The organism is Diaphorobacter sp. ED-3 (assembly GCF_027625375.1).
Taxonomy (GTDB): domain Bacteria; phylum Pseudomonadota; class Gammaproteobacteria; order Burkholderiales; family Burkholderiaceae_C; genus Diaphorobacter; species Diaphorobacter nitroreducens.
The window spans coordinates 2,057,206-2,075,116 of the sequence record NZ_CP115182.1; the positions used below are offsets into that span (position 1 = coordinate 2,057,206).

Consider the following 17,911-nt stretch of genomic DNA (forward strand, 5'->3'; position numbering starts at 1 on the left):
ACCACGATGAACCCTACCGATCTCACGGTTCCCCTGTATCGCCTGGCGCACGGCCGCACGGGTGACAAGGGCGACCGCTCCAACATCAGCGTGATCGCCTGGCACCCGGCCCTGTGGGACGTGCTGGTGCAGCAGGTTACCGAGGAGGCCGTGGCGCGCCAGTTCGCGGCGCGCGGGCCCACGCGCGTCACGCGCTATCTGTTGCCCCAACTGCAGGCGATGAATTTCGTGCTGGATGGCGTGCTGGACGGCGGCGTGAACGACGCGCTCAACCTCGACAGCCATGGCAAGGCGCTGTCCTTTCTGTTGCTGGACCTGCCGGTGCGGATGCCGGCGGCGCTTGTACATCACCTGGCCGGAGCGCATTGACGCGCGCCGGCGGCATTTTTCATCACCACAACCAAGGAGACACCATGAACCCGTTCCCGCATCGCCGCCGTGTACTGGCTAGCACCGCTGCGGCCGTCCTGTGTGCCGCGGCCGGCGCCGCCAACGCACAGGCCCCCGCCTATCCTGCCAAGCCCGTCACTTTCGTCGTGCCGTTTGCGGCCGGCAGTGCCACCGACCAACTGGCGCGGGCATTGGGCCAGGCCGTGAGCACCGATGCGCGGCAACCCGTGGTCGTGGAGAACAAGGCCGGCGCCAGCGGCATGATCGCCGCGCAGTCCGTCGCCAAGGCACCGGCGGATGGGTACACGGTGCTCATCACCACCAACACCACGCATGCCGCGAACGAACACCTGTACAAGAAGCTGCCCTACGACCCGGTGAAGGACTTCGCTCCCGTCACCGGCCTGGGCAAGGGCGGCCAGGTGCTGGTGGTGAACGCGGGCGCTCCCTACAAGAACGTGGGCGACCTGCTGGCCGCCGCCCGCAAGAACCCCGGCAAGCTGAGCTTTGGCAGCGGCAGCTCTTCCAGCCGCATGGCCGGCGAGATGCTCAAGCAACTGGCGGGGGTGGACATCCTGCATGTGCCGTACAAGAGCAACCCGTTGGCCATCACCGATCTGCTCGGCGGGCAGATCGACCTGATGATCACCGACACGTCCACCGGCGTTCCTCAGGTCAAGGCGGGAAAGCTGCGCGCGCTGGGGTACTCCACGCAAAAGCGCAGCACGCAGCTGCCCGAGGTGCCCACGCTGGATGAGGCCGGCGTGAAGGGCTATGACATGGGCTACTGGTTTGCGGCCTACGTGCCCGCCGGCACGCCCGCGCCCGTGGTGGCGCGGCTGAACGCTCTGCTGGCGCAGGCGACGAGGAGCCAGGCCGCCCAGTCGTTCTTCGAGGCCGCAGGCTCCGAGGCCTGGACCACCACGCCCGAAGAGCTGGCGCGCTTTCAGGCCGCCGAGACCCAGAAGTGGGGCAGGGTGATCAAGGCTGCGGGTATTGAGGCGGAATGAGTGCGCCGGCGGGGTTGAAGGTGTTTTGGCCTTCAATGCCCGCCCATCAAGCGCTGGGAGCTACTATTTCAGGAGCGTTCTGCGCCGTCGTGCGGCGCGAACAGGTCCCAGGTGGCGATGAACAGCGCGGCGATCATCGGGCCGATCACAAAGCCCGTGAGCCCGAACAGCGCCATGCCGCCCAAGGTGGAGATCAGCACCACGTAGTCGGGCAGCTTGGTGTCCTTGCCGACCAGCACGGGACGCAGTACGTTGTCCACCAGCCCGATGACGAATACGCCATAGGCGGTGAGGATCACGGCCTGCCCCGGCGCGCCGGTCGCCAGGAAGTAGATGGCCACGGGCCCCCAGATCAGGCTGGCGCCCACGGCGGGCAGCAGCGACAGGAACGCCATCAGCACGCCCCACATCACCGGCCCCTGGATGTTCAACAGCCAGAAGATCAGGCCACCCAGGGCGCCCTGGACGGCGGCCACCACGATGTTGCCCTTCACGGTGGCGCGGATCACGGTGGTGAACTTGATGGCCAACTGCTCCTTGTGCCGCGCATCCAGGGGGATGGCCTCGCGGATGCGCGCCGCCAGCCGCGCGCCGTCGCGCAGCAGGAAGAACAACAGGTAGAGCATGACGCCGAAGCTCACCACGAACTGCAGCGTGTTCTGGCCCACGTCCAGCGCCTTGGTGGCCAGGAACTGGCTGGCCTGGGCGCCGATCGTGGTCAGGCGGGCTTGCAGCTCCGCGCGGGTGGTGAGGTGAAAGCGGTCCAGCAGCTCCAGCATCCAAGGGGGCAGTGCGGCCAGCACCTGCTGCAGGTAGGCGCCGAAGTTCAGCTGCCCCGAGCGGGCACGCTCGTAGGCCACGCTGGCCTCCTGCACCAGCGAAGCGCCGATCAGCGTGACCGGCAAGATCACGATCACCAGGCACACGCCCAGGGTGGCAAGCGCGGCCAGGTTGCGCCTGCGCGGCATGCGCCGCTGCAGCCGCCGGTGCAGCGGCGTGAACAGGATGGCGAGCACCACACCCCAGAAGATGGCGCCGTTGAGCGGCCAGAGGATGGCGCCAAAGGCCAGCGTCACGACGGTGAGCAGGAGCAGCAGGGTGCGGGACTGGAGCGTGGGCGGGTTCATGGGGGCGGTGGAAGGAGCGAAGCCCAAAATGTAAGCCACACACACGCCTGTCTTGATACCCGCTCGCCGCGCGCGCAGGCGTTCAATGGCACAATAGCGGCCGCAAACGAGGCCCTTCCCCTGCCACAGTCGCATCCGCCAACCGGTTCAGCCGTGACGCGGAAGGTTTGTTAACCAGCTAACGCTTCCTTCAGGGAAGTGGAGGTCAGCGGAATATGAGCGATCCGACATCCGTCTACCAAGCCTACCAAGGCAACACCTATCTTTTCGGCGGCAACGCGCCCTACGTCGAAGAGATGTATGAGAACTACCTTGCCAACCCTGGCAGCGTGCCAGACTCCTGGCGCGAATACTTTGACGCACTGCAACATGTGCCCGCGGTAGACGGCAGCAATGCCAAGGACGTTCCCCACCTGCCCGTTATCAACGCCTTTGCCGAGCGCGCCAAGGCCGGCGGCACCAAGGTCGTGGTGGCCAGCGCCGACGCCGAGATGGGCCGCAAGCGCACCGCCGTCCAGCAACTGATCGCCGCGTACCGCAACGTGGGCCAGCGCTGGGCCGACCTGGACCCCCTCAAGCGCACCGAGCGCCCCCAGATTCCCGAACTGGAGCCTTCGTTCTACGGCTTCAGCGATGCCGACCAGGAAACGGTGTTCGACGCGAGCAACACCTTCTTCGGCAAGGACAAGATGCCCCTGCGCGAGCTGCTGAACGCGCTGCGCGAAACCTACTGCGGCACCATCGGCGTGGAGTACATGTACGCCACCGACCAGGTGCAAAAGCGCTGGTGGCAGCAAAAGCTGGAAAGCATCCGCAGCAAGCCCAACTTCTCTGCCGACAAGAAAAAGCGCATCCTGGAGCGCCTGACGGCCGCCGAAGGCCTGGAACGCTACCTGCACACCAAGTATGTGGGCCAGAAGCGCTTCTCGCTTGAGGGGGGCGAGTCCTTCATCGCCGCCATGGACGAGTTGATCAACTCCGCAGGCGCGAAGGGCGTGCAGGAAGTGGTGATCGGCATGGCCCACCGCGGCCGCCTGAACGTGCTGGTCAACACCCTGGGCAAGATGCCCAAGGACCTGTTCGCCGAGTTCGAGCACACCGCCCCCGAGGACCTGCCCGCCGGTGACGTGAAGTACCACCAGGGCTTTTCCTCCGACGTCTCCACGACCGGCGGCCCGGTGCATCTGTCGCTGGCCTTCAACCCCTCGCACCTGGAAATCGTGAACCCCGTGGTCGAGGGCTCGGTGCGCTCGCGCATGGACCGCCGCGGCGACCACGCGGGCAAGCAGGTGCTGCCCGTGCTGGTGCACGGCGATGCGGCCTTCGCCGGCCAGGGCGTGAACCAGGAAACCCTGGCGCTGTCGGAAACCCGCGGCTACACCACGGGCGGCACGGTGCACCTGGTCATCAACAACCAGATCGGCTTCACCACCTCCGACCCGCGCGACCTGCGCTCCACGCTGTACTGCACCGATATCGTGAAGATGATCGAGTCGCCCGTGCTGCACGTGAACGGCGACGATCCGGAAGCCGTGTGCCTGGCGGTGCAGCTGGCGCTGGAGTTCCGCATGGAATTCTCCAAGGACGTGGTGGTGGACATCGTGTGCTACCGCAAGCTCGGCCACAACGAGCAGGACACGCCGGCGCTGACCCAGCCGCTGATGTACAAGAAGATCTCCCAGCACCCGGGCACGCGCAAGCTCTACGCCGACAAGCTGGCGGCTCAGGGTCTGGGCGAGACGCTGGGCGACGACATGGCTAAGGCCTATCGCGCCGCGCTGGAGGAGGGCAAGCACACGGTCGATCCGGTGCTCACCAACTTCAAGAGCAAGTACGCCGTGGACTGGAGCCCCTTCCTGGGCAAGAGCTGGACCGACGCCGGCGACACCGCCATTCCGCTGGCCGAGTGGAAGCGCCTGGCCGAGCGCATCACCACCATGCCCCCGACGGTGACGCCGCACCAGCTGGTCAAGAAGGTGCTGGACGACCGCGCCGCCATGGGCCGTGGCGAGATCAACGTGGACTGGGGCATGGGCGAGCACATGGCCTTCGCATCGCTGGTGGCCTCGGGCTACCCGGTGCGCCTGTCGGGCGAGGACAGCGGCCGCGGCACGTTCACGCACCGCCACGCCGTCATCCACGACCAAAAGCGCGAGAAGTGGGACGAAGGCACCTACGTGCCGCTGCAGAACGTCGCCGAGAACCAGGCTCCGTTCACTGTCATCGACTCCATCCTGTCCGAGGAGGCCGTGCTGGCCTTCGAATACGGCTACGCCTCTAACGACCCCAACACCCTGGTGATCTGGGAAGCGCAGTTCGGTGACTTCGCCAACGGCGCGCAGGTGGTGATCGACCAGTTCATCGCCTCGGGTGAGGTGAAGTGGGGCCGCGTGAACGGCATCACGCTGATGCTGCCGCACGGCTACGAAGGCCAGGGCCCGGAGCACAGCTCGGCGCGCCTGGAGCGCTTCATGCAGCTGGCCGCCGAGGCCAACATGCAGATCGTGCAGCCCACCACGGCCAGCCAGATCTTCCACGTGCTGCGCCGCCAGATGGTGCGCCCGCTGCGCAAGCCGCTGGTCATCATGACCCCGAAGTCGCTGCTGCGCAACAAGGACGCGACCTCGGTGCTGTCGGAGTTCACCCAAGGCAGCTTCCAGACCCTGCTGGGCGAGAAGGACGAGGCCGTCGCGCAGAACGCCGCCAAGGTCAAGCGCGTGATCGCCTGCTCCGGCAAGGTGTACTACGACCTGGTCAAGAAGCGCGCGGAGAAGGAAGCCACCGACGTGGCCATCATCCGCGTCGAGCAGCTCTACCCGTTCCCGCACAAGGCCTTCGCCGCCGAGCTCAAGAAGTACCCGAATGCCACCGACATCGTGTGGTGCCAGGACGAACCGCAGAACCAGGGCGCCTGGTTCTTCATCCAGCACAACATCCACGAGAACATGCTCGATGGCCAGAAGCTGGGCTATGCCGGCCGCGCCGCCTCCGCGTCGCCCGCCGTGGGCTACGCGCACCTGCACCAGGAGCAGCAAAAGGCGCTGGTCGAGGCCGCGTTCGCCAAGCTCAAGGGTTTTGTCCTGACCAAGTAAGGCCGAGAACCCCCGCTACTGAAGTACAGACAAAACCCTCTTTTGGAAAGCATTCGAAACATGTCCATCGTTGAAGTCAAGGTCCCCCAGCTGTCCGAATCCGTGGCCGAAGCCACGATGCTGCAATGGAAGAAGAAGGCCGGGGAGGCCGTCGCCCAGGACGAGATCCTGATCGAGATCGAAACCGACAAGGTGGTGCTGGAAGTGCCCGCGCCTGCGGCCGGCGTGCTCGCCGAGATCGTCGTGGGCGATGGCGGCACGGTGACCTCCGATCAGGTCATCGCCAAGATCGACACCGAAGGCAAGGCCGCTGCGGCCGCGGCGCCGGCAGCCGCCGCTGCCGCACCGGCGGCCACGGCCTCCGCGCCGACACCGGCCGCGGGTGGCAGCAAGGGCGACGTGGCCATGCCCGCAGCCGCCAAGCTGCTGGCCGAGAACAACCTGTCGGCCTCGCAGGTGCCGGGCAGCGGCCGCGATGGCCGCGTGACCAAGGGCGACGTGCTGTCGGCCGTGGCCGGCGGGGTGAAGTCCACCGCGGCCGTCATCCCCACCGGCGTGCCCACCAAGGCCCTGCCGCAGGTGGCCGCGCCCGCGTCCAAGGAAGAGCTGTGCGAGCGCCCCGAGCAGCGCGTGCCCATGACCCGCCTGCGCGCGCGCATCGCCGAGCGCCTGCTGCAGTCGCAGTCCACCAACGCCATCCTGACCACCTTCAACGAGGTGAACATGGCGCCGGTGATGGAGCTGCGCAAGAAGTTCCAGGACCAGTTCACCAAGGAGCACGGTGTGAAGCTGGGCTTCATGTCCTTCTTCGTGAAGGCAGCGGTGCATGCCCTCAAGAAGTACCCGGTGCTCAACGCCTCGGTGGACGGCAACGACATCGTCTACCACGGCTACTTCGACATCGGTATCGCCGTGGGCTCGCCGCGCGGCCTGGTGGTGCCCATCCTGCGCAACGCAGACCAGATGAGCTTTGCCGACATCGAAAAGAAGATCGCCGAATTCGGCAAGAAGGCGGCCGACGGCAAGCTGGGCATCGAAGAGATGACCGGTGGCACGTTCTCCATCTCCAACGGCGGCACCTTCGGCTCGATGATGTCCACCCCCATCATCAACCCGCCGCAGTCGGCCATCCTGGGCGTGCACGCCACCAAGGACCGCGCCGTGGTCGAAAACGGCCAGGTCGTGGTGCGTCCGATGAACTACCTGGCCATGTCTTATGACCACCGCATCATCGACGGCCGAGAAGCCGTGCTGGGCCTCGTGGCCATGAAGGACGCGCTGGAAGACCCGTCGCGCCTGTTGTTCGACCTGTAATTTCCACAGGGTTCGACGCATACGAAAACCCACCCCCGGCCCGGTCCAGCGGTGGGTTTTTTCTCATCACCAGATACTGTTTTTGAACCATGAGCAAGCAATTTGACGTCATCGTGATCGGCGCAGGCCCTGGCGGCTATATCGCCGCCATCCGCGCCGCCCAGTTGGGCATGAATGTGGCCTGTATCGACGAGTGGAAGAACGCCGCTGGCGGCGCTGCACCCGGCGGTACCTGCACCAACGTGGGCTGCATTCCCTCCAAGGCGCTGCTGCAGTCGTCCGAGCATTTCGAACATGCCAACCTGCACTTTGCCGACCACGGAATCACCACCACGGGCGTGAAGATGGACGTGGCCAAGATGATTGCCCGTAAGGACAACGTCGTGAAGCAGAACAACGACGGCATCCTGTACCTGTTCAAGAAGAACAAGGTGACCTTCTTCCACGGCCGCGGCTCCTTCGTGAAGGCGGTGGACGGCGGCTATGAAATCAAGGTCACCGGCAAGGCCGAAGAAACGCTGACCGCCAAGCAGGTCATCGTGGCCACCGGATCCAACGCACGTGCGCTGCCCGGTGCGGCCTTCGACGAAGAGCAGATCCTGTCCAACGACGGCGCGCTCGCCATCGGCAGCGTGCCGAAGAAGCTGGGCGTGATCGGCTCCGGCGTGATCGGCCTGGAAATGGGCAGCGTGTGGCGCCGCCTGGGTGCCGACGTGACCATTCTGGAAGGCCTGCCCACGTTCCTGGGCGCGGTGGACGAGCAGATCGCCAAGGAGGCCAAAAAGGCCTTCGACAAGCAAGGCCTGAAGATCGAGCTGGGCGTGAAGATTGGCGAAGTCAAGGCTGGCAAGAAGGGCGTGAGCATCGCCTACACCAACGCCAAGGGCGAGGCCCAGGCGTTGGAAGTGGACAAGCTGATCGTCTCCATCGGCCGCGTGCCCAACACCACCGGCCTGAACGCCGAAGGGGTGGGCCTGAAGCTGGATGAGCGCGGCGCCGTGGTGGTCGACGGCGACTGCAAGACCAACCTGCCCGGCGTGTGGGCGGTGGGCGACGTGGTGCGCGGCCCCATGCTGGCGCACAAGGCCGAGGAAGAGGGCGTGGCCGTGGCCGAGCGCATGGCTGGCCAGCATGGCCATGTCAACTTCAACACCATCCCCTGGGTCATCTACACCAGCCCCGAGATCGCCTGGGTCGGACGCACCGAGCAGCAGCTCAAGGCCGACGGCGTGAAGTACAAGGCGGGCACCTTCCCGTTCCTGGCCAATGGCCGCGCGCGCGCGCTGGGCGACACCACCGGCATGGTGAAGTTCCTGGCCGACGCCGCCACGGACGAAATCCTGGGCGTGCACATCGTCGGTCCGATGGCTTCCGAACTGATCGCCGAAGCCGTCGTCGCCATGGAGTTCAAGGCATCGAGCGAAGACATTGCGCGCATCTGCCATGCCCACCCCTCGCTGTCCGAAGCCACCAAGGAAGCGGCGCTGGCCGTGGACAAGCGCACCCTCAATTTTTGATAATTTGAGGCAAAAATAGCTGCCAGCGCTTGTGTGGCAAGCGCTGGCAGCTATTGTTTTTGAAGCATAGGGATAACATGCGGGTGAACGTCAGGCAGGCGTACGCGGCCGAGCTGGCCGCCAAGGGCTTCAAGAGCGATCCGGCCCAGTTGCGGGCCGTGGATGCGTTGGAGCGTTGTGCCCAGGAATGGGGAGCGTACAAGCAGCGCCGCTCCAACACGCTGAAGAAGCTCATCAACCGGCCCCAGGTGCCGCGGGGCGTGTACATGTACGGCGGTGTGGGGCGGGGTAAGAGCTTCCTCATGGACTGCTTCTTCAACGCCGTACCCATCAAGCGCAAGGTGCGTCTGCACTTTCACGAATTCATGCGCGAAGTGCACCGTGAGTTGGCTGGCCTGCAGGGGACGCAGAACCCCCTGGATGTGCTGGGTGCGCGCATCGCCAAGCGCTATAAGCTGATCTGTTTTGACGAGTTCCACGTCGCGGACATCACCGACGCGATGATCCTGCACCGCCTGCTGGCGGCGCTGTTCGACAACGACGTGGGCTTTGTCACCACTTCCAACTTCAAGCCCGACGAACTGTACCCCGGCGGCCTGCACCGCGACCGCATCCTGCCCGCCATCGACCTGCTCAACGACCGCATGGAGGTGGTGAACGTGGACAACGGCACGGACTATCGGCGCCGTGCGCTGGAGCTGGTCGAGCTCTACCACACGCCTCTGGGCCCCGCGGCGGACGCGGCCATGCAGCACGCCTTCGAGCAGCTGGCCGAGGTGCGTGGCGAAGACCCGGTGCTGCACATCGAGGCGCGCGAGATCAAGGCCATCCGCCGTGCGGGCGGCGTGGTGTGGTTCGACTTCCGCGAGCTGTGCATGGGCCCGCGGTCGCAGAACGACTATCTGGAAATCGCCTCGCAGTTCCACACGGTGCTGCTGTCCAACGTGCCCTACATGCCTGTCAGCATGGCGTCGCCCGCGCGCCGGTTTACCTGGCTGGTGGACGTGCTCTACGATAGGCGCGTGAAACTCGTCGTCTCCGCCGCCGTGCCGCCCGAGCAGCTCTATACGGAAGGCCCCCTGGCGCATGAATTTCCACGCACCATTTCGCGCCTCAACGAGATGCAATCCAAGGAATTCCTGGCGCTTGAGCGGCGCGTCGTCGATACCGGACTGACCTGATGCCTGCACTGCCTTTCCGCTTTCTTGCCGCAGCCCTCCTGTGCATGGGGGGGGCAGCGCTGCCTCCCCTGGCGGCGTGGGCTGCCGACGCTCCTGTGACCGATGCAGCGCAGGCGCAGCGGCAGCGCCAGACCCAGCGTGAGCACATCCAGGCGCAGCGCCGGGAGATCGAGGCGCAGCGTGAGCGCGGCGAGGCGGCTTGCTACCAGCAATTTGCCGTGGAGGATTGCCTGCGTAGGGTGCGTGTACAGGCACGTGAGGCCGACAACGTGCTGCACCGCCAGGAAGTGCAGATCAACGATGCGGAGCGCCGGGAGAAGGCGGGGCAACGCCTGCAAGCAATCGAGGAGCGCAAGCAGGAGCAACGCCAGAAACTGGAAGCCGGGGAGCGTCCCGCCCCGATGCGGGTGGCGCCCCGCAACGCGCCGCAGAAGCCCCGCGAGCAGGAGGCGCGCGACCGTGCGCAGCAGCAGAGCCGCCGCGCGGCCGAGCATGCGGCCGATGTGCAACGCCGTGAGCAAACGCAGCCCCAGCGCATCCAGGATTCCCGCGCCCGCTACGAGGCCAAGCAGCAGAAAGCGCGTGAGCGCCGCGAACGCCTTGAGCGCCAGCAAGCCGAGGCGGCCGGCCGCAAGCCGTCGCCGGCATTGCCGCCGCCGGCCCCGGCCGCGAGCAGCGACCGTTGAGTGCCCTTTAGGGCCCGGTGGACGCCACGGCCCATGCGGGGCCGTCTTCCACGCGCGTTTTAGGTGGCGGGTGTGAGTTGCGCCAAGCGTGGAGGCTTCTTTTCCTCTACCAGAGTTTCGATCTTCACGATGGCGAGCGACAGGTTGTCGCCGCCTCCGCGTGCGCGCGAGCGCGCCTTGTCGATGAGGAACTCGGTGGCCTCGCGCGGCGTCAGCGAATCCAGGACCGATGCCAGTTCCGCAGGTGAGAAGTAGTGCCACACGCCGTCGCTGCAAGCCAACAGCACGTCGCCCGGCTGCATCTGCGGAATCAGGTGGGTGGTGATGGGAGGGTCGCTCTCGGTGCCCAGACAGCCGACGAGGATGTTGGAGTGGGGGTGGGTGTTGGCCTCGGCTTCCGTGATCTCGCCACGGTCCACGAGCGCCTGCACATAGGAGTGGTCGCTGGTGCGGAACACCAGCCGCCCCCCTTGGAAGTGGTAGATGCGCGAGTCCCCTGCGTGGGCCCAGTGGCAATCGCCGCGTGGGTTGATCACGAATGCCGCGATGGTGCTGTGTGGCTCCTGTTCCGCGGAAATCGCGGTGAGGCGGATCACGATGTGCGCCTCCTCCACGATGTGCTTGAGCAGGGCGGCGGCGTCGTCCGTTTCTGGCGAATAGCGTTCAAACAACTGGCGCGCGGTGAGCATCACCTGGTCGGACGCCTTGCGCCCTCCGCTGCGGCCACCCATGCCATCGGCCACCACGCCCAGTACGCATCCATTGAAACGCGGGTGCGACAGCAGGGCGACCTGGTCTTGCTGGTACTCGCGGTCACCCTTGTGGATGCCGGTCGACGCAATGAGGCGGAACGCTTTGGTCATGGGATTGGAGCGGAGGACGAAAGGCCGCCTCGCGGTCGCGAAAGCGGGGGAGCCGCCTATTATGATCAACTCCCGGGCCTTGTCATCGCTGGTGCGTCTGCTTGTGTTTTTAGAGCATCACGGCTGGTGCATGGCCATTCCTTTCTGACACTTCTTTTGGCCCGCGGCGCATGTCCTTGAGCGATCTCGTCCTCCCGGTGTTTGCGCCCGACGGACCCCTGGCGCGTGTGCGGCCTGATCTGCGTTCCCGCCCGGGGCAGGCGGCCATGGCCCTCGCTGTGGCGCAGGCCATCAACGCCCGGGAGTCACTGGTGGTGGAAGCGGGAACGGGGATTGGCAAGACCTTTGCCTATCTGGTTCCCGCACTGCTGAGCGGCGAGCGTGTGCTCATTTCCACGGCCACCAAGACGCTGCAGGACCAACTGTTGACGCGCGACCTGCCGCTGCTGCAGCAGGCGCTGGCGCTCCCGCTACGCGTAGCGGCCCTCAAAGGCCGGGCCAATTACCTTTGCCTTTACCGACTGGAGCAGGCGCGTCGCAACGGGGAGGGGCATGACGAAGCAGTCGCCCACGATCTGGCGTGTGTCGAGCGATGGGCCCAGTCCACGCGCAGCGGAGACCTGGCGGAGGTCCCCGGTCTGGATGAATACTCAGCCGCCTGGAGGCAGGTCACTTCGACGGTGGACAACTGCCTGGGTTCCGGATGCCCGCGGTTGCGCCAATGCCATGTCTACCGCGCACGGCACGACGCGCAGGCGGCAGATGTGCTCATCATCAACCACCACCTGTTCTTTGCGGACCTCGGTGCGCAGGGGGCGGGGGCCGCGCAACTGCTACCGGACACCCGGGTCGTGGTGTTCGATGAAGCCCACCGGTTGGCCGAGACCGCGGCCCAGTTCCTGGGCACACATGTCAGCACCAGCCAGCTGCTGCAACTTGGGCAGGATGTGGTGGCGGCTGGGGCGCGGCATGCGCGCGGCGCTGCGGATTGGCAGGGGTTGCTCCAGCACCTGCGCCAGTGCGCGCACGCGCTGCGCCTGGCGGTCGCTCCGGGCGAAGATGCCGATGCAGCCGGCTCCCGCATCGCCTGGACGGGCCTCACACCCGAGGCCTTGGATCCGTCTGCCTGGGACGGTGCGCTGGAGGGGGCGGTGGCGGCACTCCGCGCGGTGCTGGCCGCACTGGACGGCGTGGCGCAGCACGCTCCCGATCTGGCCCACCTGCACAGCCGGACGGTCGCGTTGCTGGAGCGTGTACTGCATTTCTGTTCCGAGGCGGACGCTGGCACGGTGCGCTGGATTGAATCTGCAGGCGCGTTGCGCATGGTGGAAACACCCCTGGATGTGGCCGGCGCCCTGCGCACGCTGTGGAAGGGAAAGCCCCCCACGCAGGGCGCCTGGGACGAGAGCGACGAACCGCCTGCCGCGTCCGCACCGCGTTCGTGGATCTATACCTCCGCCACGCTGGGTGATGGCAAGGACCTGCGCTGGTTCACCGATGCCTGTGGATTGGAGGGCGCTCGTACCCTGCAGGTGCCTAGCCCCTTCGACTACGCGCGGCAGGCGGCGCTGTATGTGCCGCCCGCACTCCCGCTGCCTTCCGACGCGGGGCACAGCGTTCAGCTTGCGCGCTGGGTGGGTGATGCCGTAGCAAGGCTTGGCGGGCATACGCTAGTGTTGACCACCAGTCTGCGGGCGCTTGCGGTGATTGCGGATGAGCTATGCCGCCGTTTCGCGCCCGGCGGCGGCATCGAGGTGCTGGCGCAGGGACATGCCTCACGGTCGCGCATGGTGGAGCGCTTTCGTGCCCAGCTTGACGCGAGCGGCCGGCCGGCGGGCCATGTGCTCGTGGGGGCGGCGTCGTTCTGGGAGGGGATCGACGTCCCGGGCGAGGCCCTGCAGATGGTGGTGATCGACAAGCTGCCATTCCCCGCTCCGAGTGACCCGTGGGAGCAGGCGCAGGCACGGCGGCTGGCGGACCAGGGTGGCAACGTGTTCCGCAGACACGCCCTGCCATCGGCGGCAGTGGCGCTCAAGCAGGGGGCCGGCCGGATGATCCGCAACGAGAACGACCACGGCATACTGGTCATCGCCGACACACGCCTGCTGCACAAGGGCTATGGCAAGCCTCTGCTGCGGGCATTGCCCCCCATGCGGAGGCTGCATACGCAGGAAGAGTTCGGCGCGGCGCTGGATGCCCTTACCAGAACTTCCACCAGGGGTTCGCCTTCGCCTTGAATCCCGTCTGCGGCAGGCTGCTCTGAGGATAGGTCGCATCCATCACGCGGCGGGTGTCGTCACGCAGTTGCGTGAGCCCCAGCGCGTCGTACGACCGAACCAGGATGTACAGAGCCTCTTCCGTCGCTGGAACGTCCTTGTAGTCGGCAATGGCACTCTGCGCGCGACTCACGGCGGCCACGTATGCGCCGCGTTCATAGTAGTAGCGCGCCACGTGTACTTCGTACTGCGCCAGCGAGTTGACGATGTAGGTCATGCGCTGGCGCGCGTCGGGCGTGTAGCGCGACTCGGGGAAGCGGGTCACCAGTTCGCGGAAGGACTCGAACGAGTCCTTGGCGGCCTTCTGGTCGCGCTCCGACAGGTCCTGGCGCGAGAGCCACGAGAACAGGCCCAGGTTGTCGTTGAAGTTCACCAAGCCTTTGAGGTACAGCGCATAGTCGTACGCTGGGCTGGCGGGGTGCAGTTTCATGAAGCGGTCCAGCGTGGCAATAGCCTGCGCCTTCTCGCCGCCCTTGTATTGCGCGTAGGCCTTTTCCAACTGGGCCTGTTGTGCCAACGGCGTGCCGGCGGCGCGTCCTTCCAGCTTTTCCAGCAGCGGCACGGCTTTGTCGTAAGAGCCGCCATTGAGCTCGTCGCGTGCTTCCGAATAAATCTTGTCGGTACTCCAGCCAGCGGTCTTGTCTTCAGGCGTGCTGGAGCAGGCAGCCAGCAGGCCGGCGGCGAGCAGGGCAGAAATCAAAGGCAGGGGAAAACGCGGCATGGCGGCAGCTCTTGTACTAAGGGTGTGCGACGGCGGCGGCACCTCCATGGAACTGCCGCATGGCGCCATTGTAAGGATGCTGCGCGCGGGGCCCTGAGCAAGCATGGGACATGCCCGCGTTCCTACAATGCCGCATGTTTGTCCACTTGCGCTTGCACACTGAATTTTCCGTCGTGGACGGAACCACCCGTATCGATGAGGTCGTCAAGGCGGCGGCGAAAGACGGCCAGCCCGCCCTGGCGATCACGGACCTGAACAACCTGTTCGGCGCGATCAAGTTCTACAAGGAAGGCCGGGGCAAGGGCGTCAAGCCCATCCTGGGCGCCGAAATCTACCTGGAGGGCGAAGCGGCAGGCGCACCCTCGCGCATGGTGCTGCTGGTGCAGAACCGCACCGGGTATCTGAACCTCTCCGAACTGCTGGCCCGCGCGTGGACGCGCAACATCGTCAGGAACCAGGCGCTGTGCACCTGGGAGTGGCTGCAGGAATTGGGCGACGGCCTGATTGCGCTCGCTGGAGCGCAGGCCGGTCCCGTGGGGCAGGCGCTCATGAAGGGCGATGACGCCGGAGCTGCGCAGCTGGCGCTGCGTCTGGCGGGCATCTTCCCGCACCGCTTCTACCTGGAGGTTCAGCGCGCCGGACGCCCTGACGACGAAGCCCATGTCACCGCCGCGGTGCAGCTTGCCGCGCGCCTGGCCCTGCCGGTGGTAGCCACCCACCCGGTGCAGTTCGCAACGCCGGACGATTACGAGGCGCACGAGGCGCGTGTGTGCATCGCCGAGGGCGAGATCTTGGCGAATCCGCGGCGCGTGCGCCGTTTCACGCGCGAGCAGTATTTCAAGAGCAGTGCCGAGATGGAAGCGCTGTTCGCCGACGTACCCAGCGCCCTCGCCAACACCGTTGAGGTGGCCAAGCGCTGTAATGTGTCGCTGGTGCTGGGCAAGCCGCAACTGCCGAACTTCCCCATTCCGGGCGGCATGACGATGGAGCAGTACTTCCGCCACGCGTCCCATGAGGGCCTGGAGGAGCGGCTGCTGCACCTGTACCCGGACACCGCCGAGCGCGACCGCCAGCGCCCCCGCTACCAGGAGCGGCTGGAGTTCGAACTGGGCACGATCCTGAAGATGGGCTTTCCCGGCTACTTCCTCATCGTGGGTGACTTCATCCAGTGGGCCAAGAAGAACGGCTGCCCGGTGGGCCCCGGGCGCGGCTCGGGTGCGGGCTCGCTCGTGGCCTACGCGCTCAAGATCACGGATCTGGATCCGCTGCAATACAACCTGCTGTTCGAGCGCTTCCTGAACCCCGAACGGGTGTCCATGCCCGACTTCGACATCGATTTTTGCCAGGCCAACCGCGACCGGGTGATCGACTATGTGAAGGACAAGTACGGCAAGGAGGCCGTGAGCCAGATCGCCACCTTCGGCACGATGGCGGCCAAGGCTGCCATCCGCGACGTGGGGCGGGTGATGGACATGAGCTACACGTTCTGTGACGGTATCTCGAAGCTGGTGCCCGGCAAACCCGGCCAGACCTATACGCTGGCCTACCCGCCAGAGCCCAAGAAGGAGGGGGACAAGAACAACTACGCCCTGGAGTTGGAACCCATCCTGTACGAGCGCGTGCGCAAGGAGGAAGACGTGCGCACCATCATCGAGATGGCGCAAAAACTCGAAGGGATGACGCGCAATATTGGCATGCACGCCGGCGGCGTGCTGATCGCGCCGGGCAAGCTGACCGATTTCTGCCCGCTGTACCAGCAGCCAGGCAGCGAATCGGCGGTGAGCCAGTACGACAAGGACGACGTGGAGGCCATCGGCCTGGTGAAATTCGACTTCCTGGGCTTGGCGACGCTGACCATCCTGGAAATCGCGCGTGAGTTCATCATGCAGCGCCACAAAGGGCAGGAAAACTTCGCGTTCGAGAACATTCCCCTGGACGATGCTGCGACCTACAAACTGTTCTCGGACGGCAAGACAGAAGCCGTGTTCCAGTTTGAAAGCCGGGGCATGCAAGGCATGCTCAAGGAAGCGCGCCCAAGCAGGCTGGAAGACCTGATCGCCTTGAATGCCCTGTACCGGCCCGGCCCCATGGACCTGATTCCCAGCTTCGTGAACCGCAAGCACGGCAAGGAGGTGGTGGAGTACCCGCATCCGCTGGTGGAGCCCGTGCTGGCCGAGACCTACGGCATCATGGTCTACCAGGAGCAGGTGATGCAGACGGCGCAGGTGCTGGGTGGTTACTCGCTCGGCGGCGCCGACATGCTGCGCCGCGCCATGGGCAAGAAAAAGGCCGAGGAAATGGCCGAGCACCGTGCCATTTTCCGCAAGGGTGCAGCCGAAAAGGGTATCAGTCAGGACAAGGCCGACGAGGTCTTCGACCTGATGGAAAAGTTTGCGGGTTACGGCTTCAACAAGTCGCACGCCGCCGCCTATTCGCTGCTGGCCTACCACACCGGGTGGCTCAAGGTGCACTACACGGCGGAGTTTTACTGCGCCAATATGACCGTGGAAATGGACGACACCGACAAGCTCAAGGTGCTCTATGAAGACGCGGTCAAACATTTCGGCATGACCTTCGAGCCGCCGGACATCAACCGCGGCAATTACCGCTTCGAGCCGGTGACGGACAAGGTCATCCGCTATGGCCTGGGCGCCGTCAAGGGCACGGGACAGCAGGCGATCGAGGCCATCATCGCCGCCCGCGAAGGGCAGGGCGTGGGCCCACAGGGCGCAACCCGGGGGCCTTTCAAGAGCTTGTTTGACTTTTGCGTACGCGTGGACCGCACGCGCGTCAACAAGCGCACGGTGGAGGCGCTCATCAAGGCGGGCGCCTTCGATGCCCTGCAGCTCAACCGTGCCGCGCTCGTGGCATCCCTCGACCGGGCGTTCGAGTTTGCCAATGCGCAGATCGCCAACGCCAACCAAGGCGGGCTGTTCGACATGATGGGCGATGACGCCATCGGCTCCAGCACGCAGGAGCCTGATTTGGTGGATGTGATGCCCTGGGGCATCAAGGAACGGCTGATGCAGGAGAAGACCGCGGTGGGCTTCTACCTCTCGGGCCACTTGTTCGACGAAGTGCACCAGGAAGTGCGCCGCTTCGTGCGCACCGCTATCGACGAACTGGTAGACAGCCGCGAGACGCAGGTGGTCGCCGGCATCGTGAGCGACTACCGCGTCATCAACGGGCAGCGAGGCAGGCTGGCGTTGTTCAAGCTGGACGACAAGTCTGGCGTCATCGAGGCTTCCGCCGACGAAGGGCTGATCAATGCGAACGCCGGCCTGCTCAAGGACGATGAATTCGTAGTGGTGAGTGGTCGGCTGCAGTTGGACCACTTCAGCGGAGGCCTGCGCATGAAGGTGCAGCAGGTCTGGGATTTGGCGGGTGCGCGGGCACGCTATGGGCGCTATCTGCAGGTGTGCCTGGGGCAGCAGTTGCCAGACATCGGGGCGCTGGTGCGTGACTATCCTCCGCAACGGGAGGAGACCGAACACGGCGAGGTGCTTGCCCATGGCCTGCGCGTGCGCATGCAGTTGCGCTGCACAGCGGCGGCTGGCGCGGCCACGGCCGAGGTGCAGTTGGGAGAGGCCAGCCGGTTCTTTCCCAGCGATGCCGCGCTGGCCGCGTGGAGCGCTCAGGTGGGCAGCGGTGCTGTGAACGTGGTCTATGAGTAGGGCTGTGATCAGCGCTTGAAAAAAGCCCGCGCGGCACCATGTGAGGTCTGCTCAGGTGCC

General features: G+C 65.7%; 12 protein-coding genes. 9 read left to right on the forward strand and 3 right to left on the reverse strand.

Annotated elements, in window-relative coordinates; genetic code table 11:
• Window positions 1–6: 6 nt before the first annotated feature.
• Both PCQ86_RS10155 and PCQ86_RS10160 read left to right on the forward strand, forming a co-directional pair.
• Entirely contained in the window at window positions 7–369 is a 363-nt protein-coding gene (locus PCQ86_RS10155; protein ID WP_011805082.1) for an AtuA-related protein, read from the forward strand.
• Between the two features lie 44 nt (window positions 370–413).
• Complete coding sequence (locus PCQ86_RS10160; RefSeq protein ID WP_270173629.1) at window positions 414–1,400, forward strand: Bug family tripartite tricarboxylate transporter substrate binding protein; 987 nt, start codon at window positions 414–416, stop codon at window positions 1,398–1,400.
• A 68-nt stretch (window positions 1,401–1,468) separates the two neighbouring features.
• On the opposite strand, the gene PCQ86_RS10165 is transcribed toward PCQ86_RS10160, so the two are convergent.
• Window positions 1,469–2,527, reverse strand: a complete 1,059-nt coding sequence (locus PCQ86_RS10165; RefSeq protein ID WP_047351228.1) for an AI-2E family transporter — start codon at window positions 2,525–2,527, stop codon at window positions 1,469–1,471.
• 215 nt (window positions 2,528–2,742) lie between these two features.
• Here PCQ86_RS10165 and PCQ86_RS10170 point away from each other — a divergent pair, with 215 nt between their 5' ends.
• The 5 genes from PCQ86_RS10170 (at window position 2,743) to PCQ86_RS10190 (ending at window position 10,317) form a co-directional block, all read left to right on the forward strand.
• Window positions 2,743–5,619: a 2-oxoglutarate dehydrogenase E1 component gene (locus PCQ86_RS10170; RefSeq protein ID WP_270173630.1), complete on the forward strand. Its 2,877-nt coding sequence runs from the start codon at window positions 2,743–2,745 to the stop codon at window positions 5,617–5,619.
• Window positions 5,620–5,679: 60 nt separating this feature from the next.
• Window positions 5,680–6,933: a 2-oxoglutarate dehydrogenase complex dihydrolipoyllysine-residue succinyltransferase gene (gene odhB / locus PCQ86_RS10175; RefSeq protein ID WP_270173631.1), complete on the forward strand. Its 1,254-nt coding sequence runs from the start codon at window positions 5,680–5,682 to the stop codon at window positions 6,931–6,933.
• An 89-nt stretch (window positions 6,934–7,022) separates the two neighbouring features.
• On the forward strand, window positions 7,023–8,450 hold the full coding sequence (lpdA, locus tag PCQ86_RS10180) for a dihydrolipoyl dehydrogenase (protein WP_270173632.1): 1,428 nt from the start codon (window positions 7,023–7,025) through the stop codon (window positions 8,448–8,450).
• Window positions 8,451–8,533: 83 nt separating this feature from the next.
• Window positions 8,534–9,631, forward strand: a complete 1,098-nt coding sequence (gene zapE / locus PCQ86_RS10185) for a cell division protein ZapE (RefSeq protein WP_270175436.1) — start codon at window positions 8,534–8,536, stop codon at window positions 9,629–9,631.
• Entirely contained in the window at window positions 9,631–10,317 is a 687-nt protein-coding gene (locus tag PCQ86_RS10190; protein WP_270173633.1) for a hypothetical protein, read from the forward strand. Before zapE ends, PCQ86_RS10190 begins: the two co-directional genes overlap by 1 nt.
• A gap of 59 nt (window positions 10,318–10,376) precedes the next feature.
• Here the strand turns inward: PCQ86_RS10190 and PCQ86_RS10195 are convergent, their stop codons facing one another.
• A complete protein-coding gene (locus tag PCQ86_RS10195; protein WP_011805090.1) occupies window positions 10,377–11,180 on the reverse strand; it encodes a PP2C family protein-serine/threonine phosphatase in 804 nt (267 codons plus the stop codon).
• Between the two features lie 170 nt (window positions 11,181–11,350).
• Here PCQ86_RS10195 and PCQ86_RS10200 point away from each other — a divergent pair, with 170 nt between their 5' ends.
• A complete protein-coding gene (locus tag PCQ86_RS10200) occupies window positions 11,351–13,417 on the forward strand; it encodes an ATP-dependent DNA helicase (protein WP_270173634.1) in 2,067 nt (688 codons plus the stop codon).
• Here PCQ86_RS10200 and PCQ86_RS10205 read toward each other — a convergent pair.
• The gene (locus tag PCQ86_RS10205; protein ID WP_270173635.1) at window positions 13,380–14,177 is read right to left on the reverse strand and encodes an outer membrane protein assembly factor BamD; all 798 of its coding nucleotides are present in this window, start codon (window positions 14,175–14,177) and stop codon (window positions 13,380–13,382) included. The two genes, PCQ86_RS10200 and PCQ86_RS10205, sit on opposite strands and share 38 nt — an antisense overlap.
• A 134-nt stretch (window positions 14,178–14,311) precedes the next feature.
• On the opposite strand from PCQ86_RS10205, the gene dnaE reads away from it, so the two are divergent.
• Window positions 14,312–17,851: a DNA polymerase III subunit alpha gene (gene dnaE, locus PCQ86_RS10210; protein WP_270173636.1), complete on the forward strand. Its 3,540-nt coding sequence runs from the start codon at window positions 14,312–14,314 to the stop codon at window positions 17,849–17,851.
• Window positions 17,852–17,911: the final 60 nt, after the last annotated feature.

Bases quoted from the DNA above. Each gene is read 5' to 3' on its own strand.
- PCQ86_RS10200 (WP_270173634.1), top strand. From the start codon at position 11,351: ATGTCCTTGAGCGATCTCGTCCTCCCGGTGTTTGCGCCCGACGGACCC.
- PCQ86_RS10205 (WP_270173635.1), bottom strand. From the start codon at position 14,177: ATGCCGCGTTTTCCCCTGCCTTTGATTTCTGCCCTGCTCGCCGCCGGC.
- odhB (WP_270173631.1), top strand. From the start codon at position 5,680: ATGTCCATCGTTGAAGTCAAGGTCCCCCAGCTGTCCGAATCCGTGGCC.
- dnaE (WP_270173636.1), top strand. From the start codon at position 14,312: ATGTTTGTCCACTTGCGCTTGCACACTGAATTTTCCGTCGTGGACGGA.
- PCQ86_RS10195 (WP_011805090.1), bottom strand. From the start codon at position 11,180: ATGACCAAAGCGTTCCGCCTCATTGCGTCGACCGGCATCCACAAGGGT.
- PCQ86_RS10155 (WP_011805082.1), top strand. From the start codon at position 7: ATGAACCCTACCGATCTCACGGTTCCCCTGTATCGCCTGGCGCACGGC.
- PCQ86_RS10165 (WP_047351228.1), bottom strand. From the start codon at position 2,527: ATGAACCCGCCCACGCTCCAGTCCCGCACCCTGCTGCTCCTGCTCACC.
- PCQ86_RS10190 (WP_270173633.1), top strand. From the start codon at position 9,631: ATGCCTGCACTGCCTTTCCGCTTTCTTGCCGCAGCCCTCCTGTGCATG.
- PCQ86_RS10170 (WP_270173630.1), top strand. From the start codon at position 2,743: ATGAGCGATCCGACATCCGTCTACCAAGCCTACCAAGGCAACACCTAT.
- lpdA (WP_270173632.1), top strand. From the start codon at position 7,023: ATGAGCAAGCAATTTGACGTCATCGTGATCGGCGCAGGCCCTGGCGGC.
- PCQ86_RS10160 (WP_270173629.1), top strand. From the start codon at position 414: ATGAACCCGTTCCCGCATCGCCGCCGTGTACTGGCTAGCACCGCTGCG.